Raw genomic sequence first — 24,731 nt, 5'->3', positions numbered from 1 at the left:
GCCGTGCCTTATACCCCTGCTGCAGCGCGCAGGTCATCTACCTTGTCCAAACGCTCCCACGGCAAGTCGACATCCGTGCGCCCAAAGTGACCGTACGCAGCCGTTTGGGCATAAATTGGGCGAAGCAAGTCAAGTTCTTTGATGATTGCGGCCGGACGAAGGTCAAAGACCTTCTCCACAGCCTGCTGAATTGACTCGTTCGTCTGTCCTTCAGCTGCGGTGCCAAACGTCTCAACGTAGAGGCCAACCGGGGTTGCTCGCCCAATCGCGTACGCTACCTGCACCTCGACGCGGTCTGCTAAACCAGCTGCACAAATATTCTTGGCAACCCAACGAGTTGCGTACGCAGCAGAGCGGTCAACCTTTGATGGATCCTTGCCGGAAAACGCACCACCGCCGTGCCGTGCCATGCCACCATATGTGTCTACGATGATCTTTCGCCCAGTCAACCCGGCGTCTCCCATCGGGCCCCCAAGCACAAACGAACCCGAGGGATTAATCAGCAGCTTGGTGTCATCCGTGTAGAACTCCTCTAACCCAGCGTCAGCGATTACCCACTCGAGCACATGGGTACGGAGCGCGTTCTCGAGTTCCTCTCCGACGAAGTCCGGGTCGTGTTGCGTGGAAATAACCACGGTATCCAGTGCCACTGGGGTCTCGCCGTCGTAAGCGAACGTCACCTGAGTCTTACCGTCCGGGCGCAAGCCCACGACGGTGCCCATCTTTCTCACCTCGGTCAAGCGTCGCGCAAGTCGGTGCGCAAGCGCAATTGGTAGCGGCATGTACTCTTCGGTTTCATTCGTAGCGTAACCAAACATCAGCCCCTGATCACCAGCACCTGTCTGGTTGAGCGCTTCGATGGTGTCGTTCTCGCGCGACTCCTGAGAAAAACTAACGCCGTCCGAAATTTCAGCAGACTGATCGCCGATGGCGATGTTCACTCCACATGTACGGCCATCAAAGCCCACCTCCGACGAAGAAAACCCGATTCCGACCAACTTGTCGCGGACAATCTTGGCGATGTTTGAGTAAGCCTCGGTTTGTACCTCACCCACCACGTGCACCTGACCGGTCGTCACTAAGGTTTCTACAGCGACACGCGAGGACGGATCCTGCTTGAGCATGTCGTCCAAAATCGCGTCCGAAATTGCGTCGCAGATTTTGTCGGGGTGACCTTCAGTCACCGATTCACTGGTGAATAAACGGTAGTACGTACCAGTATCACGTGTAGACAAAGCGGTCTTCCTTTTGCTCTTTCGTTCCTACAGAGAATGGCCAGCGAAGACGTACCATCGCCAACCGTTGATGCAATGCACCTTAGAGTAGACCACTCGGTCTAATAATTCAAACGTCGTTTCTACATGTGGAGTGACTCAACCTTATCCAGCAGGTGCACTGCAACTTCCAGCTTTGTACCATGCGGAATCGCCTGTTCCCGACCCGAACTATCAAGGAACCACCCCTGATTGTGTGCCTGCCCGAAGACAGCTCCCTGCGCCACCGAATTCACCATCAGACCGTCCACTCCCTTGCGCTGCAGCTTGCGCCGGGCGTTCTCAAGTTCGTTATCGGTCTCCGCAGCGAACCCAACAATCGTCGCAGAGGTAAGCCCCTTTTTCCTCATCTCACCAAGTCCCTGCAAAATATCGGGGTTTGCAACCAGGTCCACCTGAGAAAGCTCTTGACTGTTATCATCTTTCTTCAGTTTCTTCTGCGCCGCATGCCGTGGCCTCATATCAGCTACAGCAGCAGCCATAACGATGATGTCGGCTTGTGGAGCAAGGCTGCGCATCGCCTCATTCATCTGGAGAGCAGTAGTGACACGATGTATCTCAGCACCAGCGGGGATGCTCAAGTGGTCAATGGCACCCGCGACGATATCAACATGGGCACCTCTTTGTGCTGCAATTTCTGCCAGAGCAAAACCTTGCTTGCCGGAGGAATGATTCCCCAAGAATCGGACAGGATCAAGTGGCTCCCGAGTGCCTCCGGCACTGATCAACACTCTTTTGCCCTTGAGCGTTTGCTCAATTGGCCCGGTAGCAGCCACGGTCTCTGTCAGCTTGACAATCTGCGAGGGGTCGAGAAGCCGACCTGCCCCACTGTCCTTGCCCGTCAGCCGCCCATGCGCTGGCTCCAGTACGGTGTACCCCCGAGAGCGAAGGACCGACACGTTGTGTTGCGTAGCGCGATTGTTCCACATCTCAGTATGCATTGCCGGAGCAAGCACGACGGGACACGTTGCCATGAGCAGTGTGGAAGTTAAGAGATCATCAGCGCGCCCACCAGCCACGCGCGCCAGAAAGTCTGCAGTAGCAGGAGCCACCACAATGACGTCCGCATCCTGCCCGATTCGTACGTGCTGCACCTCATCAACGCGCGAAAAAACATCAGTGTCTACCGGAGCGCCAGACAGCGCCTCAAAAGTGGCCGCACCTACAAACTTCAAGGCGTTTTCTGTCGGAATAACCCGTACGTCAACCCCCTGCTCGCGAAATCCGCGAACAATCTGACAGGCTTTGTACGCTGCGATACCGCCCGAAACGCCAACGACTACCTTGCTCACTTCGTTCATAGCAACAGAGTGTACGCAAAACCCCGCAGCCGCTTCCATTAGGGAGCCACTGCGGGGCAAGTGTGTGATATGAGGGTGCGGGGAGTTACATGCCCTCTTCGTGCTCGAGCAAACTCGAGTTGATCTCACGAAGCGCGATCGAAAGCGGCTTCTCACCCGGCTCTGGCGTCACCAATGGCCCGATGAACTCAAAAACGCCCTCGTCTGAGTTCTGGTAGTAGCTATTGATTTGGCGGGCGCGCTTGGCCGCAAAGATTACCAAGGCGTACTTCGACGAAACCTTCGTCAGTAGCTCATCAATCGGGGGTGCGGTAATACCATCAGGGGTGTCGTATGCTTTTTCTTCCGCGTCGCCCGCAGAGCCATCTTGCAACAGATCGCTGTTGATCGTGCTCAATTCAACCTACTTCTCGTTGTACTTCAATTAATTGTCAGTGTCTCGGCCGTCAGACCCCACAAGAAGGTCCACTATAGCAGCGACAGCGTCATCGATGTTGTCATTGACCACGACGTTGTCGAATTCGTCCTGTGCCGCAATCTCGTTGCGGGCAGTTTCCAGACGACGCTCGATCACCTCTTGCGTCTCCGTGCCCCTGCCAGTGAGTCGCTCTACAAGAATCTCCCACGACGGCGGGGCCAAGAACACGGTGGCCGCCTCTGGCATCAAGCCTTTGATGTTTCGAGCTCCAACCAAGTCGACTTCGACGAGGACTGGCCGACCAGCCTCCAACGCCTCGCGCACTGGAGAAGCTGGAGTACCGGAGCGCTGGAGCCCTCCATGGATATCTGCCCACTCAAGCATCTCGCCCGAATCAATCTTCTGTTGGAACTCATCGGGCGTAACAAAGAAGTAATCCTTGCCGTCCTGTTCGCCCGGCCGAGGTGCGCGCGTTGTCATTGAGACAGAGAAGTACAGTTCAGGAACTTCTGTGCGCAAGCGCTGCACAACGGTTGACTTCCCTACCGCCGAGGGACCGGCCAGAACTACGAGATTACCGCGTGAAGTGGGAGTCGACACTGGATTAGTCCTCGGAGAAACCAAAGCGCTCAAGCAGGGCACGGCGCTGACGGTCACCCAGACCGCGCAGACGACGCGTCTGTGCAATCTCAAGCTCTTCCATGATCTCGCGAGCCTTCACCTTGCCAACCTTTGGCAGAGCCTCCAGGAGCGCAGAGACCTTGGTCTTACCGATAATTTCATCGGTAGCTGCCTTCTCCAAAACCTCAGCGAGGTTCGTGTCGCCGCGCTTCAGCGAAGCCTTCAGCTCTGCACGCTGCTTACGCGCTTCTGCTGCCTTCTCAAGTGCTGCCTTACGCTGCTCATCGGTCAACTGTGGAAGTGCCACGGTTTCCTCCATGTAAATAGTAGTTCTATTGCTCCAGTGCTTTGGCACCGGACCGCGATTTACCAGCCCCGATAGTACCGGACTAAGCAAGCGGCTCCGAGCCAGTGTAGCACTAGGAAGTTTTCTTCATGATGTATTGCATGGCGTTTAGCCACGTCAACGCATCGACGCAACTAAACTACCAGCAATTATGCAATCTGGTAAATACGAGCTGTCCCTATTGCCAATTCGCCTGGTCAACAGCACGTTTTCGCAGTTCATCTGGGTCCGGACCAGCAGTAAGAATCCCACGTGACATATTGGGATAAAACTGCCCAACTCTCTTCCCCGCGATCTCACGAACGTCGTTAAAGCTAGCCCCTTGTGCGCCAACGCCTGGCATAAGGACTGGCCCAGTAAACCTCGAAAGATCAAGCGCGTATGAGAGCGTCGCCCCCACCACAATCCCCACATCTGAACGGTGCGTGCTATTCAGCGCCTCACAGGCATCAACCATCTGCTGCGCGATTGTTACACCGTCTATCTGTTGAGATTGGAACTCCTGCGCCTCCGGGTTCGAGTTAGCAGCCATAACAAATACTCCTTTCCCATACTCGAAGGCAGTGTTGATTGCAGGGGCAAGGGAACCAACGCCAAGAAACGGAGTCAGCGTGAGGGCATCCACTTCTAGGGGCGATCCCGGTCGAAGCCAAGCGTCGGCATACCCTTGCATTGTCGAACCGATATCCCCTCGCTTCGCATCTGCTATCACAAGCGTTCGTGACTCCCGGAAGCGTTGAATGAGTCGCTCTAGGACGCGGAAGCCTGCGGATCCAAATCGTTCATAGAACGCGACCTGTGGCTTGACCACAGCTGCATGGCCGGCAAACGCCTCAACACAGGCATCGGAAAACGCGGCAAGGCCATCTACGGTATCTGGGAGACCCCACTGCTCAAGGATCTGTGCATGCGGGTCGATGCCCACACACAGCTGCCCGTGTTCACGGGCAGCACTGTGTAAGTCGAGCGCAAAGGACACGGCTACTTATCTCCGTTCTCAGTCCGAGTTTCGGACTCAAGTTCCTGAAGGCTCATGACAGCGATTTCATTGTCACGAAGCGCTTCGATGCCTTGGACTGCGGCGGTAACGCCCTGAACTGTCGTCATGAGTGGTACGCCGTGTGCAACGGCTGCGGCGCGGATATCGTATCCGTCGTGGCGTGCACCTGAAGATCCTGCGGGCGTGTTCAGAATCAGGTCAATCTCACCATCGTTAATGCAGTCGACGATCGATTTGCCTTCCGCCCCGTTTCGGACGTCTGAGGCCTTCAATACGATCTCGCAAGGGATCCCATTCCTTCGCAGCATTTGGGCTGTGCCGCCTGTAGCCAGAATCTTGAATCCCATTGTGGAAAGGCGCTGAATTGGGAAAATCAGGGTTCTCTTGTCACGGTTGGCGACAGAAACGAATACTGTGCCTTCCGTCGGAAGTGCGCCAAAGGCTGCTGCCTCAGCCTTCGCGTAGGCAACTCCGAACGACGGCGCTAAGCCCATCACTTCGCCAGTCGACTTCATCTCTGGACCAAGGATGGTGTCGAGCATCGCTCCGTCCGGCCGACGGAAGCGGTTGAACGGCAACACGGCCTCTTTCACTGCGATTGGGTGATCAAGTGGCAGCGAGCCACCGTCGTAGTCACTCGGGATCATCTCTTCGGCCTTCAGCTCTGCGATGGTCGCACCCATCATCACACGAGCAGCCGCCTTGGCTAGGTGTACGCCGGTCGCCTTCGACACGAAAGGAACGGTTCGCGACGCACGCGGGTTGGCTTCAATGACGTAGAGGATGTCGTCTTTCAACGCGAACTGTACGTTCATCAGACCAGTAACACCGATACCGTGCGCCAACGCCTCTGCAGAACGACGCACCTTTTCAATGTCCTCTGGCCCAATGGTCATCGGAGGCAGTGCACAAGCCGAATCGCCGGAGTGGATGCCGGCTTCCTCGATGTGTTCCATGACGCCACCGAGGTAGACGTCCTTACCATCCGACAGCACGTCGACGTCGATCTCAATTGCGGAATCTAGGAAGCGGTCAACAAGCACAGGGTGATCCGGCGAGAGTTCGGTTGCGCGATTGATGTAGTCTTCAAGGCTTTGCTCGTCGTAGACAATCTCCATGCCTCGGCCGCCCAGCACGTAGGAAGGACGAACAAGGACGGGGTATCCAATCTCATTTGCTACTCGACGTGCCTCTTCGAAAGAAACGGCGGTACCGTACGCTGGCGCAGGCAGTTTGGCAGCGTCGAGCACCTTGCCAAACTCGCCGCGGTCTTCCGCGGAATCGATGGCCTCGGAGGTAGTTCCGACTACCGGTACCCCGGCGTCAGCGAGTCGCTGCGCGAGCCCGAGTGGCGTCTGACCACCCAACTGCACGATAACCCCTGCAACCGTGCCAGACAGAGACTCAGCGCGATAGATCTCCATGACATCTTCGAAGGTCAGAGGCTCGAAGTAGAGCCTGTCAGCCGTGTCGTAGTCAGTGGAAACGGTCTCCGGGTTGCAGTTGATCATCACTGTCTCGTAGCCAACCCGCGAGAGCTCCAGCGCGGCGTGGACGCACGAGTAGTCAAACTCGATGCCTTGACCGATGCGATTCGGGCCTGAGCCCAGGATCAGCACCTTCTCCTTATCGGAGGAGGCGACCTCAGACTCTGCCTCCGGATCCCATTCGTACGCGGAGTAATGATACGGCGTCTGCGCTTCGAACTCACCCGCGCAAGTATCAACGGTCTTGTATACAGGGTGGACACCAAGAGACCACCGGAGCGAACGTACGCCATCTTCGCCGGCTAGCTCAGGGCGAAGCGCGGCAATCTGTGCATCAGAGAGCCCGAAAACTTTCGCTTCGCGGAGCAGCTCAGCGTCGAGAACGGGGGCGTCGATAAGCGCCTGGCGGAACTCAACGAGCGCTGCCAACTCAGCGAGGAACCACGGGTCAATCCCACTGGCTTCGTAGACCTGCTCGATGCTCGCGCCCAAGCGCAGCGCGAGTTCAACATCGTACATGCGCTTATCGGTCGGGATGCGCAGATCCTGGAGGACAGCATCCACATCATTCTCACGGCCTTCAGCAAAGTAGCTATCCGGCTTCGTCCAGAAACCGTTCGGCTTCTCTTCCATTGACCGCATGACCTTATTCAAGCCTTGGATGTAGTTGCGCCCAATGCCCATTGCTTCGCCAACAGCCTTCATCGAGGTGCCCAACGTCTCGTCTGATCCAGGGAACTTCTCGAACGTAAAGCGAGGCATCTTGACGATGACGTAGTCGAGCGTCGGCTCAAACGCGGCTGGGGTCACCCCGGTGATGTCGTTTTGAATCTCATCCAGCGTGTAGCCAATAGCCAGCTTGGAGGCGATCTTTGCAATCGGGAAGCCCGTCGCCTTCGACGCAAGAGCCGAAGAGCGAGAGACACGTGGGTTCATCTCAATTGTGATGATGCGCCCGTCAGTTGGGTTCACCGCGAACTGAATATTGCAGCCACCCGTATCGACGCCCACTTCGCGGATAATGGCGATACCCTGATCACGCATGGTCTGAAACTCCCTATCCGTCAGCGTCATAGCCGGCGCGACGGTGACAGAGTCACCTGTGTGGACACCAAGCGCATCAACGTTCTCGATTGAGGCGACCACTATGACGTTGTCATTGCGGTCGCGGACAAGCTCAAGCTCGAACTCTTTCCAGCCGAGAATAGACTCCTCGATCAGCACATTTGCCTCCGGGGAGGCGTCAAGTCCTCCACCTGCGATGCGGTCAAGGTCCTCCATAGTGAACGCGAGACCAGAGCCAAGACCGCCCATGGTGAAGGAAGGACGGACAACGACCGGAAGCCCAAGCTCCTGGACAGTCTCGTGGACTTCATCCATCGAGTAGCACACGCGGGAGCGGGCAGATTCACCGCCGATCTTCTCGACGATGTCCTTGAACTTCTGCCGATCCTCACCGCGCTCAATTGCATCGATGTTTGCGCCAATAAGCTCCACGTTATGCTTTGCCAGGATACCCTGGCGCTCAAGTTGGATCGCTGCGTTCAAGGCAGTTTGACCGCCGAGCGTTGGCAGAATCGCATCGACTGGATGCCCCTGCTCTGCTTCACGGGCCAAGATCATGTCGATGTAGCTTGGGTCAATCGGCTCAACATAGGTGTGATCCGCAAACTCCGGGTCCGTCATGATCGTTGCCGGGTTCGAGTTAATGAGCGTGACTCGTAGACCTTCTTCCTTCAGGACGCGGCACGCCTGCGTCCCCGAGTAGTCAAACTCGCACGCCTGGCCAATAACGATTGGCCCGGAGCCAATAACCATCACATGGTTGATATCTTCGCGCTTCATTGTGTGAATCTCCTCTAATGCTGGTTACTGGTTGTTCGGGCTCTTCGAGTCCATCAACGAGATGAACTGGTCAAACAGCGGGTTCGCATCGTGCGGTCCGGCGGCTGATTCGGGGTGATACTGCACGGAGTACGCCATGTTGTTGTCCAATGCCACGCCTTCGACGGTGCCATCGTTCAGGCAGACATGTGTGATGGACGCCGGGCCGAAATCTGTCTCGAATGTGTCGCCTTCCTTGCCGCGGAGGGCAAAACCGTGATTTTGGCTCGTGATATCAATCTTTCCCGTGCGCAGGTTCTTCACCGGAACGTTGACTCCCCGGTGGCCGTAGCGCAGCTTGTATGTCTCGAGGCCAAGCGCACGACCTAAGATTTGGTTACCGAAGCAGATCCCGAAGAACGGAATCTCAGCAGCGATAATATCGCGAACAATCGCCACCATTTCGTCTGCGGTGGATGGGTCTCCTGGACCGTTCGAGACGAACACACCATCCGGTCGGTACTGTTCAATATCCTTTAGCTGAGTATTTGCCGGCACCACGACGGTCTCAATGCCCCGTTGTGCAAACTGCATAGGCGTAGCAGTCTTAATACCCATGTCGTAGGCGACGACGGTGTAACGCTTCTCGCCTTCAGCGGGGATAGTGTACGGCTGCTTCGTCGAGACCTCTTCGCTGAGGTCTGCCCCAGCCATCGCAGGCTGCTCGTTCACCAGCTTCACTAGCTCATCGACTGGACGCTCGGTGTCTTCACCGACGAAAATTCCTGCCGCAATAGAGCCGTGATTGCGGAGATGACGCACCAGAGTACGAGTGTCCACCCCGTAGACGCCCGGGATACCTTCGTTTTCCATCTGTTCTGCAAGGCTGCGCTTTGCGCGCCAGCTCGAGTGCACGGTGGAAAGATCGCGGATCACAAGGCCAGCAGCCCAGATCTTGTTGTCGTGGGACTCATTGTCTTCGTCGTTCCAACCGGTGTTGCCGATCTGTGGGGCTGTAAGGGTCACGATCTGCTTGTGGTAGGACGGGTCAGTCATCGTTTCCTGGTAGCCCGTCATCGCGGTGCTAAACACTGCCTCTCCGAAGACCTGCTTCTTCGCCCCAAATGAGAAGCCTCGAAAAACCTTTCCGTCGCCAAGCACGAGAAGCGCTGGGATACGTTCATTAACCATATTGTTTAGTTCCTTTACTCGTTATCAGCTTGGTACGTAATAGCTCCACGCAGCATCGTCATTTTGACCTGCGCATTAAACTGCATTCCCTCGTATGGTGTGTTCGAGGCCTTCGACGCCAACTCTTCCGGCTCTACCGTCCACGGCGAATTCGGGTCGACCAAGGTGAGGTTTGCTGGTTCGCCAGCAGTAATCGGTCTCCCCTGGTCCTCCAGCCTCAAAATCTCAGCTGGTCTCTCACTCATTACCTTTGCGACGAACCGCCAGTCCGCCAACCCCGCTTCAACGAAGACACGCGCGATGATTGCCAGCGATGTCTCGAGCCCCAGCATGCCTGGCTTCGCGTGTTCAAACTCCACACACTTTTCTTCCGAACCGTGCGGGGCATGGTCCGTCGCAACTACGTCAATAATCCCGTTCAGCAAAGCGTCACGAAGCGCAATTGTGTCTCTGTGCTCACGCAGCGGCGGGTTTACCCGGAAGTTTCCGTTAAACGTTTCCAGCTTCTCATCTGTCAACAGCAGATGGTGCGGTGTAACCTCCGCCGTAATCTTTGAGGAATGCTGCTTCGCCAGGCGCAAGAGCTGAACAGTTCCTTCCGTCGAAGCGTGGCAGACGTGGAGACGTCCGCCGTAATCGCGCGACATGATCATATCCCTGGCGACAATCGATTCTTCAGCTACGCGCGGCCATCCACGAAGGCCCAGCTTCGCAGCCATTGGCCCTTCGTGAGCGCTGGCGTCTTCAGTCAGACGGTGATCCTCGGCGTGTTGTGCGAGCAGCACATCATATGCTTTCGCATATTCAATTGCGCGCCGCATGATTTGTGGATCGTTTACGCATTTTCCGTCGTCCGAGAACATACGAACATGGGACTTCGACATCAATCCCATCTCGGTGAGCTGCTTGCCCTCAAGCCCTTGCGTGATAGATCCAACCGGGTACACGTCACACTTACCGTAGCTTTGCCCCTTGTTCCACACCGCTTCAGCAAGGAATGGCTGGTCAATCACCGGCCGCGTATTAGCCATCGTAAACACGGCTGTAAAACCGCCCTTCGCAGCTGCGTCGGAACCTGTGGCGATGGTTTCCGTATCTTCCCTGCCCGGCTCACGGAGGTGGACGTGCATGTCCACCAGGCCAGGCAGCAGCACCCAACCCTGACCATCTAGTACTTCGTCAGCCTTCGAGGTATCGACGTCTTCCCCTACCGAAGCAATCTGCCCATCTTTGATCAGGACGTTTACGGTGGATTCGCCGTATGGCCGAACGTTTGTCAATGCAATTACTGACATTTCTAGCTATCCTCTCCAGCCAACAAAGCGAACAGCACAGCCATTCGCGTATAAACACCATTTGAGACCTGCTGCAGTACAGCAGTATTTTCGCGGTCTGCAACATCAAAGTTGATTTCCATACCGCGCAGCATTGGGCCCGGGTGCATGATGATGGCGCCAGGTTTCATTTGCTGTGCTCGCTGTTTGCTGAGTCCGAACAGCGTGGCGTACTCGCGGTGCGATGGGAAAAACCCGCCATGCATACGCTCTGCCTGAACGCGCAGCATCATTACAACGTCCGCGTCTGGAATCTCGGCATCAAAGTCGTAACTGATACGGCATGGCCAGTCCTCCGCCCCAACTGGCAACAGGGTTGGTGGTGCAACGAGTACGACATCCGCGCCAAGCTTCGACAGCAGTTGCACGTTGGAGCGTGCGACCCTTGAATGCAAAATATCGCCGACAATGATGATTTTCTTGCCGGCGATTTCACCAATCTTCTGACGCATCGTTACCGCATCAAGGAGCGCCTGCGTCGGGTGCTGGTTCTGGCCATCGCCCGCATTGACGACAGATACATTAGGAACCCAGTCAGCAATGAGTTTCGCTGCTCCAGACGATGGGTGGCGAACGACAATGGCGTCAGCGCCGACTGCAGCGATCGTCGAGGCCGTATCCTTCAGCGACTCGCCCTTCTTCACGGAAGAAGAGGACGCAGAAATATTGATGACGTCAGCGCTCATCCACTTACCTGCAGTCTCGAACGAGGAGCGCGTGCGCGTTGAATTCTCGTAAAACAGCGTGAAGATCGTACGTCCACGCAGCGTTGGGAGCTTCTTAATCTCGCGACCCTCGAGGGTTTCTCGGAACCGATCTGCCTCATCCATGATGAGGTGAATGTCGTTAACGCTGAGATCGTCGATCGAAATCAGGTGCTTCATTCGGTGGTGACCTCCTTGGTCAGCGTCACCGCATCGATGTCATCAATTGGGGTCAGAGACACCGTGACATCTTCAGCAATGGCGGTTGGAATGTTCTTGCCAACGTAGTCGGCGCGAATTGGTAGTTGGCGGTGTCCACGATCAACTAGGACTGCAAGCTGAATAGTGCGTGGTCGACCAAGATCTCGCAACGAATCGAGTGCCGCGCGGATGGTCCGACCGGAAAACAAAACATCATCTACGAGGATTATGGTTGCGTTATTGATCTCAACCGGAATGTTCGTCGGCATTAGCGCCCTATGAGGCTTGTCTCGGAGATCGTCTCGGTACAGCGTAATATCCAGGCTGCCTACGGGGACGGTGATCCCGGTAAAAGACTGAATCGCATCCGCGATCCGCTCTGCTAGTGGCACTCCCCCCGAAGGAATACCCAATAGGACTGGAGTGTCTGAAGACTCCGAATCAAGCGCATTCTTTTCAATGATCTGGTGCGCGATGCGTGCAATTGTTCGCTCAACGTCACGCTCACTTAATAGCGCAGACGTCACGCGTTGCTTGTCACTCATCGAACCTCCTTCCCCGCCTCGCTGTGCGGAATTTAAAGGATGTCGAAATTGGTATTTGTCTATGCTGAGACTGGTCAGAATCTTAGCACCTTCACAAAGGCGTCTCGCTATATCGGTCAATAATTCTCTTCACTAGATTGCTCGCTTCCCCTATACAGGTGTACCCGCCAAGTTTTCTCAGGATTCCGCATAGGTAGTTGGCCGACGAATGATTGGTAGGGTTGGAACAATGACGACGCAACAAATCCCTGACCAGCCCAGTCCGGTTTCGCTTGCAGATGTTGCAGCCATTTTTGAAAATGAGGACCTTGAGTACCGCATTGAAGAAAATATTTTGCGAAGCGGATTCGTCAACTGCGCGACTGTGTGCGCTTTGGATGATAGTTATCTGATTTTCGAATCCATTTGGCGCGGTGCTGTGCCACAAGAAATGGCTTCACACTTGCTCTTGGCAATGAACGAACATAACCAAACCCACTTTGCGCCAACCTTGCGTTTCTTCGAAAACGAAACAGGAAGCGATGCACCATCGCTGGCGGTGAGCGCAATCCGTACGACAGACGTCACAAACGGGTTAACACCAGATCAATTGGGCGCATTTATCGTCACATCGATCGAATCAACACTGCAGGCTTTTGATTTTCTGGAAACGTCATTTCCCACGTTAGTGAACTGGAAGGACCCCCACGTTGAGCACTAGTACTTCTACACCCCAGGTAACGATCGAACGCATCATTGAACAAATGCGGGGTCACGGCATCGAACTGTCCGATGATCCGACAGGGCGCGTCGCGCATGCAAACCTGAATGATTTCCATGTCTTGTTTGTACTCCTGGACACCGTGTTGATCGTCCGCGCCGATGCCGAAACAGACGTTCCTTCCGACTCCACAGATCCCTCACTCTATCTCGCCGCGAACCAGACGAACTCTTCGCTGCTCGGTTGCCGCGCGGTTGTGGCAAACAGAGGGGAGACACTAGTTGTCCGTTCTGAAAGCGAGATACACGTTGCCGCGGGCATGACCGATGAACAACTTTCGAGTGCTCTCCGCCGTAGTGTCGACCAGGTGCTCTATGCACAAAATATGATGAAAGTGCTATCAGAAACGATCGCTGAAGCCGCTCAACGCGGAAACTAAAAAGTGGGAGGCAACGCGTTGATTCGTTGCCTCCCACTTTTTTACAGCGGAAAACTCGTTAAGCTTCCTCGCCCTCCTGACCGTCAGCAGGTTCTTCTGCGTGAGTCTGAGACATTGGAGCATTTTCAGATTGCGATTGAATTACTCCGTCGAGCACCGCGTGGATATACGGCGCCGCTTTCGCGCCTGAGTACTGCGTAGCTAATTCAGCCGCATTCGAGATCGTGATTGGGGCATCAACCTCTGCGTTGAACAGGATCTCCCAGATACCTACGCGCAAGATCTGCCGATCCACTGCGGGGATTCGATCCAACTCCCAATCGCTGCTGAGAAACTTCTCGATTGCGTCGTCAATATCATCGAGCTGAAGGGCCACGCCCTCCACGATGGTCCGGGTATACGGAGCCACCGGGGCAATTTGATTCAGCGGGTTCTGAGACAGCGTCTCTCGGTCTTCGACAATAGCAACCGGGTCGATGTCTCTAGCTTCGGCTTCAAAGAGGATATCGACGGCTCTACGACGCGCACGGTATCGTGCGCCATGGCGTTTGAAATCCTCCATTAGTTGTTCACACGCGAAAGGTATTCACCAGTACGCGTATCAACCTTCACTACATTACCGGTCTCAAGAAACAGTGGGACCTGAATTTCGGCGCCGGTCTCCAGGGTTGCAGGCTTGGTGCCACCGGTGGAGCGATCGCCCTGCAGACCCGGCTCGGTGTGCTCGACCTTGAGATCGACCGAGATCGGTAGTTCTGCAAACAGTGCGTCGCCCTCGTAGAACGAGACCTGGACATGCATGTTTTCCAGCAGGAACTTTGCGGCATCACCGAACTTCTCTTCTGGAAGCTCGAACTGCTCAAAGGTCTTGTCGTCCATGACCACGTAGTTGGTTCCGTCGTTGTACAGGTAGGTCATGTCACGGCGGTCAACCGTTGCCGTGTCAACCTTAACGCCAGCGTTCCAGGTCTTGTCCACGGTTTTGCCGGAGACAACATCCTTCAACTTAGTACGAACGAAAGCTGGGCCTTTACCGGGCTTCACATGCTGGAACTCAACAATCTGCTGGAGTTTCCCATCTACCAACAGAACCAAACCGTTTTTAAAATCAGCAGTAGTTGCCACTTGAAGCCTTCCTTCTTTCTAACAATAGATGTGCTCTCGCAATCACAATTATGCTACAGCACGATGAGTTCCTTGGGGAACTGGGTGATAATACGTGGTGCACCGCTGGTGATAATCAGGGTGTCCTCAATTCGGACACCTCCCTTCCCAGGAACGTAAATACCCGGTTCGATGGTCAAGGTCATCGATGGTTCTAGCTCTCCAGTGCCAGTCAGCGCCGCGTATGGTCCCTCGTGCACATCCAACCCGATACCGTGACCCGTCGAGTGCACGGAGTATTCGCCGTAGCCCGCGTCTTCAATGATGCTTCTACATGCTTTGTCTACGTCGACTAACTTCGCACCTGCAACAGCCGCCTCGACACCTGCTTGCTGGGATTCACGAGTAACCTCGTAGATTTCGCGGAGAAACGCAGAAGGTTCCCCCACCGCAAACGTTCTTGTCATGTCGGAGTTGAATCCTGCACGGTACATTCCGAAATCAATCGTGACAAAGTCACCGTCTTCGATCACGCGGTCAGAGGCACCATGGTGTGGCTTAGCCGAATTCAAACCCGACGCGACAATCGTGTCAAAGCTCGGGCGATCAGCGCCAAGCAATCGCATCCGGTATTCCAAGTTGGCAGCGACTTGGCGCTCTGACTGTCCTGCTGCGAGCTCACCGGCGTCAACTAGTTCGCGAAGCGCTGTCGATGCCAGCTCCGCGGCCTCAGCCAAGCGTTGAAGCTCCAGTTCATCTTTCACTAACCGAATTCCCTCGATTTGTTGCGCGACAGGCACCAAGGTCACGCCTTCAGGACAAGCCTGCTTCAGAGCCTCAAGCTGCGATGCACTGACATAGTCTGCTTCGTACCCAACGCGGTGGCCCTCCACAACTACGCTCAGCAGTTCGGTGGCGACTTTTCGAGTGATAATTGCCTCGATATCAGGAACTTCTTCTGCGACCTGCGTCGCGTATCGCCCGTCTGTTGTGATACGAGCTGAGCGGTCTTTGGAGATCAATAGCGCACCATTGGAACCAGAGAATCCAGACAAGTAACGGACATGCGTCAAATGGGTTACTAACATGTCGTCGATCCGGTGACCAGCTAAAAGAGACGCCAGCTTACGGCGCCGGTTTTCAAATCGAGTATCTGCTAAACCCATTGGGACTCCTTCAAGTCGTTGATAAATACTTGCATTGCAAGCTCGTAACCTTCCAGACCAAGACCGGCAATTACGCCACGCGCTAACGGCGACAAATACGAATGATGTCGGAAGGCCTCACGCGAGAAAATATTCGAAATGTGCACCTCCACAAACCCCGGACCGTCTCCCAACTCAACAACAGCATCGCGCAGCGCCACTGATGTATGCGTAAAACCGCCCGGATTAATGATGACAGGCCATTTACTGTCGGCCGCCTCGTGCACCCAATCGATCAAGTCGCCCTCGTGGTTGGACTGACGAACCTCAACATCCACGCCTGCCGTTGTAGCCTTGCTCTGCAGCCGCTGTGTGAGTGTCTCCAAGGTTTCGGAGCCATAGATTTCGGGCTGCCGCTTGCCGAGTCTATCCAAGTTTGGTCCGTTGAGAACAAGGATCATCATCGCACTAGTCCCCCATCATGGCTTCGTAAGCAGCACGCATCTCTTCTTTGGTGGCGTCTTCGATTCGTGTACAAGAACCGATACCATCGAGTACCACGAACCGAATGTGCCCGTTCTTATTCTTCTTATCGCGGGTCATTCCCTCATAGAGCTCATCGAACACGCCATGCTCGTAGCGCGTTGGCAACCCAGCCGCTTCAAGGATCGTACGGTGTAGCGAAACAACCGATTCGTCGATAAGTCCTCGCTGCAGCGCAAGGTACGCAACGAACATCATTCCCACAGCAACAGCATTTCCGTGCCGCCAACGGTACTGCTCACGACGCTCGATTGCATGACCAAGCGTGTGCCCATAGTTCAAAATTTCACGGAGTCCCGACTCTTTGAGGTCCTCGGAGACAACGCCTGCTTTGACAGCGACAGAGCGCTCGATGAGCTCAGGCCAGTGACGAGAGGCACCCTCCTGGAATAGATCCAAAATCTTTGGGTCAGCGATAAAACCCGTCTTGATCAACTCCGCGGAGCCAGACACGATCTCTTCTTCTGGAAGGGTGTACACGCGTTCCAAGTCGATGAAGACGCCCTTCGGCTCATGAAATGCACCGACCAGGTTCTTACCTTCCGCTGTGTTCATCCCAGTCTTCCCGCCTACTGCGGCGTCCACCATTGCTAGCAATGTAGTTGGGACATGCACGACGTCAATGCCACGCATCCAAGTAGCAGCGATAAATCCACCCATATCAGTTGCTGCACCGCCGCCCACAGTGACCACGGCGTCCTGCCTCGAGAAACCGGCACGCCCAAGAACATCCCAAAGTTCACTTGCAACCGCAATGCTCTTGCCGTCCTCCGCATCAGGGACGGCCGCCAGGTGGGGTTCAATGTTATTGTTTTCTAAGTCTTGCGCGATACTTCGTGCAACGGCAGCTAGCGGAGGCTGATGCACGATCAGGGCCTTCCTCGCCCCAAGCTCCTGCACGCGAATACCGACCTTCATAGTTGTGTCGTGGTCGATGAAGACCTGATACGGCTGGGGCCCACAAACATCCACTACTGCCATGACTTGCCTCTCTTCTCTCTAGGAATCGTTCTATTCGCTATCGATGACGCCTAACACTTCAGCAACGATGCGCTGTGGCGGACGATCGTCAGTGCGGACGCGGTAGTCAGCAACCTCGCGGTAGAAAGGCTCACGTTCAGTAAGCAACGCCTGGTAACGCGCTTCAGGGTCTTCTGCTGCCAGCACTGGACGAGTCCCGTCTCCTGCAGTCCGTCGAGTGCCCTCTTTCACCCCGACGTCAACCCACACGACAAGGTGGTTTTCTAACAGGGCTCTCGTCTCAGGCCGAACCACAGCGCCACCGCCTAGGCTCACAACGCCCTTGCACCCTAATACCTGCTTCACAACCTCATGCTCAAGATCACGAAACGCATCCTCCCCCAACGATGCATAGACTTCACCGCACGGTTTACACTCAGCTTGTTCGATTATCGAATCAGAATCCACGAACTGAAGGTTCAATGCCCTCCCTAATCGACGCCCAATCGTCGTCTTCCCAGCGCCTGGAGGGCCAACAAGCACGACTTTTGGAATACCGGACTCGCACGACCCTAGAACCTCATCTACGGCTGGTCGGGAACCTGTATCTGCGTTCACAGTCATCCTTTCTTTGCGGACTACTCCCCATCAAAACGGAAGCGCTGCGCAACGTATTGCTGATACGACGCAATGTTACGCCTCAACTCGTCGAGACTGTCCCCACCGAACTTTTTCAATGTCGCTTCCGCAAGCACAAGTGCCACCATCGCCTCTGCGACCACGCCTCCCGCTGGGACAGCACAGATATCGGATCGCTGATGAATACCCGTGGCCTCCGCGCCGGTAGCCATATCGATAGATTGCAGCGCGCGAGGCACCGTAGAAATCGGCTTGAAGGCAGCTCGCACACGAAGCTGCTCACCGTTGGTCATACCACCCTCAAGGCCACCGGCTCGGTTAGACAGCCGCTGAACCCGGCCATGTTTCAACGTAATCTCGTCGTGCGCTTGCGACCCTCTGCGCGTAGCAGTCTCAAAACCATCTCCGATTTCGACGCCCTTCACGGATTGAATGCTCATCAAGGCGCCCGCAAGCTGAGCGTCGAGGCGTGCTTCCCCAGAGATGTGGGAGCCCAGGCCGATAGGGAGGCCGTCGACAATTACCTCGACGACTCCACCCAAGGTGTCCCCTGCTTTCTTTGCGGATTCGATACACGCAACCATCGAGGCTTCTGCTTCCTTGCTCGCGGCACGTACCGGAGAGGCGTCGATAGCATCAATGTCAGCAAACGAAGGCAACACGTCACGATCAGGCACTGAGTCCCCAATTGAAACCACGTGCGAAAACACCTCAACGCCCAGGGCCTCACGCAAAAGTGCACGTGCAACCGCTCCTGCGGCGACTCGCGCAGCCGTTTCACGTGCTGACGAACGCTCAAGCACAGGTCGTGCCGAATCGAATCCGTATTTGATCATGCCTGGAAGATCCGCATGCCCTGGTCGCGGACGAGTCAACTTTGCACCACGCCCAGACGACATGGCCTTCTGCACATCTTCATTCGAAGTATCCAACGGATGCGGAGACATAATCGTCGTCCACTTTGGCCACTCGGTATTGCCGATCTGAATCGCGATCGGACTACCAATCGTGGTGCCGTGCACAACTCCAGCGAGCAGCTCCAGCTTGTCTTGCTCAAACTTCATCCGCGCGCCGCGTCCATACCCGAGACGGCGACGAGCGAGCTGATGTGCGATCTCCTGCTCAGTAATTGGCACGCCAGCAGGCATATCCTCAACAAGTGCTATCAGGGCTTGGCCGTGGGATTCTCCGGCAGTGGTCCAGCGAAACATGATGGCTATTCTGTCACACTTCTCATGAGAAGATGCAGTTTCCGGCATAGATTCCAATTACTGCCCAACTCGCCAACACCATCGACGGGCCATGTGGAACACGGCGAGACCTCACGAGTAACGCGAAACATACCGTGCAGAAGCTGCTTATAAACAACGCCACCATAACACCGATGAATCCCCCAGCCGCTGCTGAAGCAACGCCCAGTGGAAGCGCGAGTTTGATGTCACCGCCACCAATGCCCTGTCCAAACAGCAAATAGGTAGCAGGCCAAAGCATACCCACAGATAAGAAGGGCTCGAACGCGACGGCAATGACAGCTACAACGCACAGTGGCAACGTGAGCCAATTAGGCAACCGCGTGTATTTCAGGTCGTACCAGCATGTCAGTATCGACCAGGCCAACCCCAGAGCGACCGCGCCCCAAACAGCTCCCCCCGCCATCTTCTAGTGACTTTGCTGCTCTAACGCGGTCCAATGCTCCACGAGCGCCGTTTCCATTTCTTCACGCGGCGCATTGCGTCCCGTGAACTGTTCGAACTGTGAGAACGCCTGCCCCGCTAGCATCGTCAGCCCCCCGACTGCTTTGTAACCGTTCGCGGCAGATTGGGATACCAGCGGAGTCGGCCACGGATCATATATGACGTCGAGCAACGGGGCGTGAGCCAGCTGCTGAACATAGGGCCGCAGCGTATCTGCGGGGACAGTCGAAACAACCACGTCAGCAGCAGCCGTAACTTTGAAAAGATCACTGTCAAAAGATACGAAGTTGCACCTAATGCCTTCCGTCAATCCTCGAAGCTCGCCGCTCCTATCTGAACGATTGATAACAGTAATTTCCTCAACCCCTCGTTCGCGAAGGGCCCAAATCACAGCCCGAGAAGTACCGCCGGCGCCGATCACGACCGCTCGTTGGATATCTGCTCCGCCAAGCAAACGGCGAAGCGCGTACAGCACTCCTTCGCAGTCAGTGTTATCCGCCCGCCACCCCTGGTGTGTGCGGACCAGGGTGTTCGCGGACCCGATCGCAATTGCCCGATCGGTTGCCCGATCCGCGACCTTTAACGCAGCAAACTTGCCGGGCATCGTAACTGAAAACCCTTGGAAACTCTCGTCCGCCTCAAGCACGACCCTGGGAAGGTCTGCTTCGACGCACTCAATCCTTGTGTAACGCCAATCATCGAGCCCCAGAGCCTTATACCCAGCGTGGTGCAAGACCGGTGAGAGTGAATGCTTAATCGGGGAACCGAGGACGGCTGCTTGGTACATTACTGCTCCCGATTTCCTTCGCGCTGAGAATCGAGAATGCCAGAGTCATACGCGCGCTGCGTATCCTCCAAATGCTTATCAAAAGTGCGGTTAAAGACTGTCGTGCCATCCTTATCGATGGTCACAAAGAACAGCCAATCACCTTCTGCAGGCCGCTCCATCGCCTCAATTGCTTCCATCGATGGTGATGCAATCGGCGTTTGCGGTAGTCCATCCATCGCGTACGTGTTCCAAGGAGTGACCCGCTCACGGTCCTCACGTGACGTCGCAACCTCAACAGAGGGCAACCCATAGTTGACGGTCGAGTCAAACTCGAGACGCATAGGCTCTTTGAGACGGTTCAGGATAACTCGAGCCACCTTATCGAACTCTCCGGCAGGAGCCTCACGCTCAACCAGAGATGCAGCTACGACGAGTTCGTACGGAGTCAATCCAACTGACTTTGCCCTCGTGACTATGTCTGTCGCTTCATACTGCTTTGCAGATCGCGTAATCAAATCAGTGAGCACGGCCTCGGCAGACGCCCCTGGATCCACGATGTACTCACCCGGAGCAATAAGTCCTTCAAGACGTTTCGCGTCTCCCGCTCGAGCGTTCACTACCTCGAGTGCCCACTCTGGAATGCCGAGGCTCGCCGGATCCGCATCGGCCGCAACGTGGTGCAGCTCTTCAACAGTAACGCAACCAGGTTTGACTTCTTCACCACAAGAAACTTGCTGAATCATGGACAAGATACCAAGACGCCGTTGCCCACCAACGACGTTGACATCCATGAGCGTTGCACCCCCATAAACCTGTAGTGGCGTCACGCGCTTGGATGGGTCGAGCAGCGCAGCCACGGCACTGTCCGCACTCATCTCACCTTCCAAGCGGTAAAATCCAGGCTGAATGTTGTCCGAGTCCGCATTATTCGCAGCTGCAGTCTGGAACGCTCCGTTCGAAGCAACAATGCCACGTTCTTCAAGCTCAGGACCCAGCGACGAAATGTTCGAGCCCTCGGGGATCTCGACGACTTGTTCCTCACCATTACCGGTACCGTTAAAATCGGCGTTCGTGCCGTTACGCATCACCGCGATCCAGGCAATCAATCCAATGATCAGCAAGATCGACGTTACGAGCACCGCCGTGCCCCGTGTACGTCGTTTCGAGGTTGTTGGGGTCGTCACGATTGATTCTCCTTGAAGTAATTCGTTCGGCCGTCCAGCCAGGATTGCAAAATCTCAACCGCCGCAGCTTGATCAATCACACTACGACCAGCGCGCTCGTTCACGCCGCTCGCACGCAAGGCGTGAGCTGCAGCAACAGTTGTTAGACGTTCATCAGCCATTCTTACGGGAAGCCCAGATCGTCGCCTAATCCGGAACGCGATCTCTTTCGCGTGTTTGACGCTACGTGAGCCGTGACCTTTTAAATCGCGTGGCAGACCAACAACAACTTCAACGATCTTGTACTCGTCGATGATGTCGATGATTCTATCGATATCTGCTCCGTCGCGATCTTTAAATCCTGTAACACGGGCAACAGTCTCAAGTGGAGTCGCTAGCTTTGCATCACGGTCTGACGATGCGACACCGATACGAACTGTACCGACGTCAATTCCGAGGCGACGTCCCGGCCCGGGATCTTGAACCCCGGGGCGATCGGGCTGCACCGTCATACCATCACTCCAACCGTTTACTCTGTGCCTTCCCTTAAAACCTACTGGTTTTTTGGGACAACGGATATCCAAATACGGCGTGTCGCACTATTGATCCGTGCTTACGGGGCTTAGGCACCAAGTACGTCGCGGATTGCCTTGAAGCCGGCATCGATACCATCAGCGGAAGAGCCGGAGCCCTGAGCAAGGTTCGGCTTGCCGCCACCGCGCCCGTTGACGTATTCACCGAAGGACTTCACAAGTTCGCCAGCCTTGATCCCGCTCTCTACCGCCGCACTGGTAGCCGCAAACACGAACGGCACCTTGCCGCCGTTATCAGAGGCCAGCGCAATGACCGCGGCCTCACCTTCCAGCTTTCCGCGAAGGTCGTTCGCCAAGGTGCGAACATCGCCAGCTTCGATACCGTCGGGCAGCTTCGCAGCAATCACCTTGTACGCACCAATGGTCTCTGCGCGGTCCAAGAACTCGCCAGTCTTCGACAGCAACTGCTGACGGTGCAAATTCTCAATCTCTTTTTCAGCAGCTCGGAGCCGCTCTGTGAGCTGCGCAATGCGCTCCGGCAGCTGGCCTGTTGGAGTCTTGAGCTCGGCAGCGAGCCCCGAGGCCAGTGCAGCTTCTTTCGAAAAGTACTGGAAGGAGTCCATGCCGGAGTACGCCTCGATACGGCGTGCGCCAGAGCCAACAGAAGACTCGCCGAGCACAGCAACAGGTCCAATCTGTGACGAGTGCTCAACGTGTGTACCACCGCACAGCTCAATAGAGAACGGCCCGCCGATCTCTACCACCCGCACCTGGTCACCGTAGTTCTCGCCGAATAGCGCCATCGCGCCCATTTCCTTCGCCTTTGATAGCGAAGTTTCGATGGTGTTAACCGCGAAGTCTGCGTCCACCGCCTGGTTCGTAATGGTTGCAATCTCCTGGAGCTGAGCATCAGTCAGCTGTTCGGTGTAGTTGAAGTCGAAACGCAGGTAGCCAGGCTTGTTCATCGAACCAGCCTGGACAGCGGTTGGGCCGAGCACCTGACGTAGCGCAGCGTGAATGAGGTGGGTAGCGGTATGCGCCTGTCGCGCCCCATGACGCCACTTCTCATCAACTTCAGCTTGTACCTGATCGCCGAGGCCAATGCCGCCATGTTCCACGGTTGCCTTGTGCACCCACAGTTTCTTGCCGATCTTCTGCACGTCGTGAACTTGCAACATCGTATCGCCAACGCGAATCAGACCGCGGTCGGCCATCTGGCCACCGGCTTCGGCGTACATCGGAGTGACGTCGAGAATAACCTCGACCTCATCGCCTTCCGCAGCCTCGTTCACCTTGTCACCGTCGCGGACGAGACCGAGGACTCGGGCATCATGCTCAAGTTCTGAATAGCCCACAAACTCGGTCGGGTGGTTGTCCACCCACTCCCGATAGAGCGATTCATCAACGTTACGGTGCTTCTTCGCTTTATTGTCAGCCTTCGCCCGAGCTCGCTGCTCCTGCATGGCGGAGTTAAATGCGTCCATATCGACGTCAAGTCCGGCCTCATGCGCCATCTCCAACGTCAAGTCAATTGGGAAACCGTACGTGTCGTGGAGTTCGAATGCCTGCTGGCCAGGCAGAGTCTTCGCTCCGGATGCACGCAGTTGCTCGACTGTTTCGTCGAATCGGTGTGTACCGGATTCGAGGGTCTTCAAGAAGGCACGTTCTTCAGCCAAAGCAACCCGCAGGATACGTTCCCGGTTCTTCGCGATCTCCGGGAACGACGGCGTCATTGTATCCATAATGGTGTTCATGAAGACCTCAAGCACGTTCCCAGTTGCGCCTAGAAGACGTGCAGAGCGAACAATTCGGCGCAGCAAGCGGCGCAGAATGTAACCGCGCCCCTCGTTCGACGGCGTAACACCGTCGAGAATGATCATCATGCCTGTACGCGAGTGGTCCGCAATCACGCGGAACCTTACATCATCTTCGTGCACTCCTGCGTCGTACTTAGTGCCGGTAAGCTCAACTGCCGCGTCAATAACGGGGCGGAGCAGATCTGTTTCATACACATTGTCGACGCCCTGCAGCAGGCAGGCAACGCGTTCGATGCCTAGCCCGGTATCGATGTTCTTCTTTGGCAACTCTCCGACGAGCTCAAAGTTGCCCTTCTTGTCGCCCTCACCGCGAATCGACTCCATGAAGACCAAGTTCCAGATCTCCATGTAGCGGTTATCGTCAGCGATTGGCCCGCCCTCTTTACCGTATTCAGGGCCACGGTCATAGTAGATCTCCGAGCACGGACCACATGGCCCAGGAATACCCATGGACCAGAAGTTGTCCTCCATGCCCATTCGCTGGATATGCGACAGATCTACCCCGATCTTGTTTTCCCAAATCGAAGCAGCCTCGTCGTCATCCAGATACACCGTCACCCACAGCCGCTCTGGGTCGAGGCCGTAACCGCCATCCTCTACGCTGCCCGTCAGCAGCTCCCATGCGTGAGTAATCGCGCCTTCCTTGAAATACTGGCCGAAGGAGAAGTTGCCGGCCATCTGGAAAAACGTATTGTGGCGAGTCGTGATACCTACTTCTTCAATATCAAGCGTTCTCACGCACTTTTGAATCGAAGTCGCTTTCCCATGTTCAAAGGGAGGGTTCTGTTGGCCAAGAAAATACGGCTTGAACGGAACCATGCCCGCATTCACGAACAGCAGTGTCGGATCGTCCAAGATAAGCGATGCGCTCGGAACTGGTGTATGTCCTGCACGAACGAAGTGCTGCGTAAAGCGCTCACGAATCTCATGGGTTTGCACGGAGTAGTTTCCTTTCAAGTTCGAATCAATCTCGAACTAC

At 55.6% G+C, this 24,731-nt stretch carries 25 protein-coding genes; 2 read left to right on the top strand and 23 right to left on the bottom strand.

All coding sequences use genetic code 11. The annotated features are described in order from the left end of the window. Positions 1-8: 8 nt before the first annotated feature. The 11 genes from metK to pyrR all read right to left on the bottom strand — a co-directional run bounded on the left by metK (position 9) and on the right by pyrR (position 12,246). A complete protein-coding gene (metK, locus tag JMN37_RS01430; RefSeq protein WP_252930858.1) occupies positions 9-1,235 on the bottom strand; it encodes a methionine adenosyltransferase in 1,227 nt (408 codons plus the stop codon). Positions 1,236-1,357: 122 nt separating this feature from the next. After that, a complete protein-coding gene (gene coaBC / locus JMN37_RS01425; RefSeq protein WP_083433152.1) occupies positions 1,358-2,575 on the bottom strand; it encodes a bifunctional phosphopantothenoylcysteine decarboxylase/phosphopantothenate--cysteine ligase CoaBC in 1,218 nt (405 codons plus the stop codon). A gap of 85 nt (positions 2,576-2,660) precedes the next feature. Next, positions 2,661-2,963 (bottom strand): DNA-directed RNA polymerase subunit omega, encoded by a 303-nt coding sequence (gene rpoZ, locus JMN37_RS01420; RefSeq protein WP_240492815.1) that lies wholly within the window; start codon positions 2,961-2,963, stop codon positions 2,661-2,663. 36 nt (positions 2,964-2,999) lie between these two features. Continuing rightward, the gene (gene gmk / locus JMN37_RS01415) at positions 3,000-3,593 is read right to left on the bottom strand and encodes a guanylate kinase (protein WP_070362405.1); all 594 of its coding nucleotides are present in this window, start codon (positions 3,591-3,593) and stop codon (positions 3,000-3,002) included. Between the two features lie 4 nt (positions 3,594-3,597). Further along, positions 3,598-3,921, bottom strand: a complete 324-nt coding sequence (mihF, locus tag JMN37_RS01410) for an integration host factor, actinobacterial type (protein ID WP_070363511.1) — start codon at positions 3,919-3,921, stop codon at positions 3,598-3,600. Positions 3,922-4,138: 217 nt separating this feature from the next. Further along, positions 4,139-4,939, bottom strand: a complete 801-nt coding sequence (pyrF, locus tag JMN37_RS01405; RefSeq protein ID WP_070477054.1) for an orotidine-5'-phosphate decarboxylase — start codon at positions 4,937-4,939, stop codon at positions 4,139-4,141. Positions 4,940-4,941: 2 nt separating this feature from the next. Beyond that, complete coding sequence (gene carB / locus JMN37_RS01400) at positions 4,942-8,292, bottom strand: carbamoyl-phosphate synthase large subunit (protein WP_071572592.1); 3,351 nt, start codon at positions 8,290-8,292, stop codon at positions 4,942-4,944. Positions 8,293-8,316: 24 nt separating this feature from the next. Next, positions 8,317-9,462, bottom strand: a complete 1,146-nt coding sequence (gene carA, locus JMN37_RS01395; RefSeq protein ID WP_071572591.1) for a glutamine-hydrolyzing carbamoyl-phosphate synthase small subunit — start codon at positions 9,460-9,462, stop codon at positions 8,317-8,319. A gap of 14 nt (positions 9,463-9,476) precedes the next feature. Then, positions 9,477-10,757 (bottom strand): dihydroorotase, encoded by a 1,281-nt coding sequence (locus tag JMN37_RS01390; protein ID WP_070362401.1) that lies wholly within the window; start codon positions 10,755-10,757, stop codon positions 9,477-9,479. 2 nt (positions 10,758-10,759) lie between these two features. Beyond that, complete coding sequence (locus JMN37_RS01385) at positions 10,760-11,680, bottom strand: aspartate carbamoyltransferase catalytic subunit (RefSeq protein WP_071572590.1); 921 nt, start codon at positions 11,678-11,680, stop codon at positions 10,760-10,762. Continuing rightward, a complete protein-coding gene (pyrR, locus tag JMN37_RS01380; protein ID WP_071572589.1) occupies positions 11,677-12,246 on the bottom strand; it encodes a bifunctional pyr operon transcriptional regulator/uracil phosphoribosyltransferase PyrR in 570 nt (189 codons plus the stop codon). The genes JMN37_RS01385 and pyrR overlap by 4 nt, the downstream gene beginning before the upstream one ends. 229 nt (positions 12,247-12,475) lie before the next feature. Between pyrR and JMN37_RS01375 the strand changes: the two genes are divergently transcribed. Together JMN37_RS01375 and JMN37_RS01370 are read left to right on the top strand one after the other, a co-directional pair. Then, entirely contained in the window at positions 12,476-12,946 is a 471-nt protein-coding gene (locus JMN37_RS01375) for a type III secretion system chaperone family protein (RefSeq protein WP_070362398.1), read from the top strand. Further along, the gene (locus JMN37_RS01370; RefSeq protein ID WP_070362397.1) at positions 12,936-13,385 is read left to right on the top strand and encodes a YbjN domain-containing protein; all 450 of its coding nucleotides are present in this window, start codon (positions 12,936-12,938) and stop codon (positions 13,383-13,385) included. Before JMN37_RS01375 ends, JMN37_RS01370 begins: the two co-directional genes overlap by 11 nt. A gap of 58 nt (positions 13,386-13,443) precedes the next feature. Here the strand turns inward: JMN37_RS01370 and nusB are convergent, their stop codons facing one another. From nusB to alaS, 12 genes are all read right to left on the bottom strand, one after another. Beyond that, positions 13,444-13,947 (bottom strand): transcription antitermination factor NusB, encoded by a 504-nt coding sequence (nusB, locus tag JMN37_RS01365; protein ID WP_252930857.1) that lies wholly within the window; start codon positions 13,945-13,947, stop codon positions 13,444-13,446. Further along, positions 13,947-14,510: an elongation factor P gene (gene efp / locus JMN37_RS01360; protein WP_070362395.1), complete on the bottom strand. Its 564-nt coding sequence runs from the start codon at positions 14,508-14,510 to the stop codon at positions 13,947-13,949. The genes nusB and efp overlap by 1 nt, the downstream gene beginning before the upstream one ends. A gap of 53 nt (positions 14,511-14,563) precedes the next feature. Next, positions 14,564-15,655, bottom strand: coding sequence for an aminopeptidase P family protein (locus tag JMN37_RS01355; RefSeq protein WP_252930856.1), 1,092 nt, complete (start codon positions 15,653-15,655; stop codon positions 14,564-14,566). Next, on the bottom strand, positions 15,646-16,098 hold the full coding sequence (gene aroQ / locus JMN37_RS01350; RefSeq protein WP_071572587.1) for a type II 3-dehydroquinate dehydratase: 453 nt from the start codon (positions 16,096-16,098) through the stop codon (positions 15,646-15,648). The genes JMN37_RS01355 and aroQ overlap by 10 nt, the downstream gene beginning before the upstream one ends. Positions 16,099-16,102: 4 nt before the next feature. Beyond that, the gene (gene aroB / locus JMN37_RS01345) at positions 16,103-17,158 is read right to left on the bottom strand and encodes a 3-dehydroquinate synthase (RefSeq protein WP_071572586.1); all 1,056 of its coding nucleotides are present in this window, start codon (positions 17,156-17,158) and stop codon (positions 16,103-16,105) included. Between the two features lie 30 nt (positions 17,159-17,188). Further along, complete coding sequence (locus JMN37_RS01340) at positions 17,189-17,692, bottom strand: shikimate kinase (RefSeq protein ID WP_070363510.1); 504 nt, start codon at positions 17,690-17,692, stop codon at positions 17,189-17,191. Positions 17,693-17,775: 83 nt separating this feature from the next. After that, positions 17,776-18,987 (bottom strand): chorismate synthase, encoded by a 1,212-nt coding sequence (gene aroC / locus JMN37_RS01335; RefSeq protein WP_070362391.1) that lies wholly within the window; start codon positions 18,985-18,987, stop codon positions 17,776-17,778. A 22-nt stretch (positions 18,988-19,009) separates the two neighbouring features. Beyond that, a complete protein-coding gene (locus JMN37_RS01330; RefSeq protein ID WP_083433151.1) occupies positions 19,010-19,432 on the bottom strand; it encodes a prepilin peptidase in 423 nt (140 codons plus the stop codon). A gap of 3 nt (positions 19,433-19,435) precedes the next feature. Beyond that, on the bottom strand, positions 19,436-20,257 hold the full coding sequence (locus JMN37_RS01325; RefSeq protein ID WP_070362390.1) for a shikimate dehydrogenase: 822 nt from the start codon (positions 20,255-20,257) through the stop codon (positions 19,436-19,438). Then, positions 20,257-21,423 (bottom strand): endolytic transglycosylase MltG, encoded by a 1,167-nt coding sequence (mltG, locus tag JMN37_RS01320; protein WP_071572585.1) that lies wholly within the window; start codon positions 21,421-21,423, stop codon positions 20,257-20,259. Before mltG ends, JMN37_RS01325 begins: the two co-directional genes overlap by 1 nt. Continuing rightward, positions 21,420-21,914 carry a Holliday junction resolvase RuvX gene (gene ruvX, locus JMN37_RS01315; RefSeq protein ID WP_070362388.1) on the bottom strand — a complete coding sequence of 165 codons (495 nt, stop codon included), beginning with the start codon at positions 21,912-21,914 and terminating at the stop codon, positions 21,420-21,422. Before ruvX ends, mltG begins: the two co-directional genes overlap by 4 nt. Positions 21,915-22,024: 110 nt before the next feature. Then, positions 22,025-24,691: an alanine--tRNA ligase gene (gene alaS, locus JMN37_RS01310; RefSeq protein WP_071572584.1), complete on the bottom strand. Its 2,667-nt coding sequence runs from the start codon at positions 24,689-24,691 to the stop codon at positions 22,025-22,027. Positions 24,692-24,731 lie beyond the last annotated feature (40 nt).

Origin of the sequence: Corynebacterium lipophilum, assembly GCF_024102595.1 — a bacterium.
Taxonomy (GTDB): Bacteria; Actinomycetota; Actinomycetes; order Mycobacteriales; family Mycobacteriaceae; genus Corynebacterium; species Corynebacterium pseudogenitalium.
The sequence above is the reverse complement of the archived record's forward strand: the minus strand, read 5'-3'. Positions and strand labels throughout refer to the sequence as shown.

Excerpts from the sequence above, each read along its gene's own strand:
- coaBC (WP_083433152.1), bottom strand. The coding sequence starts at position 2,575 with ATGAACGAAGTGAGCAAGGTAGTCGTTGGCGTTTCGGGCGGTATCGCA.
- carB (WP_071572592.1), bottom strand. The coding sequence starts at position 8,292 with ATGAAGCGCGAAGATATCAACCATGTGATGGTTATTGGCTCCGGGCCA.
- carA (WP_071572591.1), bottom strand. The coding sequence starts at position 9,462 with ATGGTTAATGAACGTATCCCAGCGCTTCTCGTGCTTGGCGACGGAAAG.
- JMN37_RS01390 (WP_070362401.1), bottom strand. The coding sequence starts at position 10,757 with ATGTCAGTAATTGCATTGACAAACGTTCGGCCATACGGCGAATCCACC.
- JMN37_RS01385 (WP_071572590.1), bottom strand. The coding sequence starts at position 11,680 with ATGAAGCACCTGATTTCGATCGACGATCTCAGCGTTAACGACATTCAC.
- pyrR (WP_071572589.1), bottom strand. The coding sequence starts at position 12,246 with ATGAGTGACAAGCAACGCGTGACGTCTGCGCTATTAAGTGAGCGTGAC.
- JMN37_RS01375 (WP_070362398.1), top strand. The coding sequence starts at position 12,476 with ATGACGACGCAACAAATCCCTGACCAGCCCAGTCCGGTTTCGCTTGCA.
- nusB (WP_252930857.1), bottom strand. The coding sequence starts at position 13,947 with ATGGAGGATTTCAAACGCCATGGCGCACGATACCGTGCGCGTCGTAGA.
- JMN37_RS01355 (WP_252930856.1), bottom strand. The coding sequence starts at position 15,655 with ATGGGTTTAGCAGATACTCGATTTGAAAACCGGCGCCGTAAGCTGGCG.
- aroQ (WP_071572587.1), bottom strand. The coding sequence starts at position 16,098 with ATGATGATCCTTGTTCTCAACGGACCAAACTTGGATAGACTCGGCAAG.
- aroB (WP_071572586.1), bottom strand. The coding sequence starts at position 17,158 with ATGGCAGTAGTGGATGTTTGTGGGCCCCAGCCGTATCAGGTCTTCATC.
- aroC (WP_070362391.1), bottom strand. The coding sequence starts at position 18,987 with ATGTTTCGCTGGACCACTGCCGGAGAATCCCACGGCCAAGCCCTGATA.
- JMN37_RS01330 (WP_083433151.1), bottom strand. The coding sequence starts at position 19,432 with ATGGCGGGGGGAGCTGTTTGGGGCGCGGTCGCTCTGGGGTTGGCCTGG.
- JMN37_RS01325 (WP_070362390.1), bottom strand. The coding sequence starts at position 20,257 with ATGTACCAAGCAGCCGTCCTCGGTTCCCCGATTAAGCATTCACTCTCA.
- ruvX (WP_070362388.1), bottom strand. The coding sequence starts at position 21,914 with ATGACGGTGCAGCCCGATCGCCCCGGGGTTCAAGATCCCGGGCCGGGA.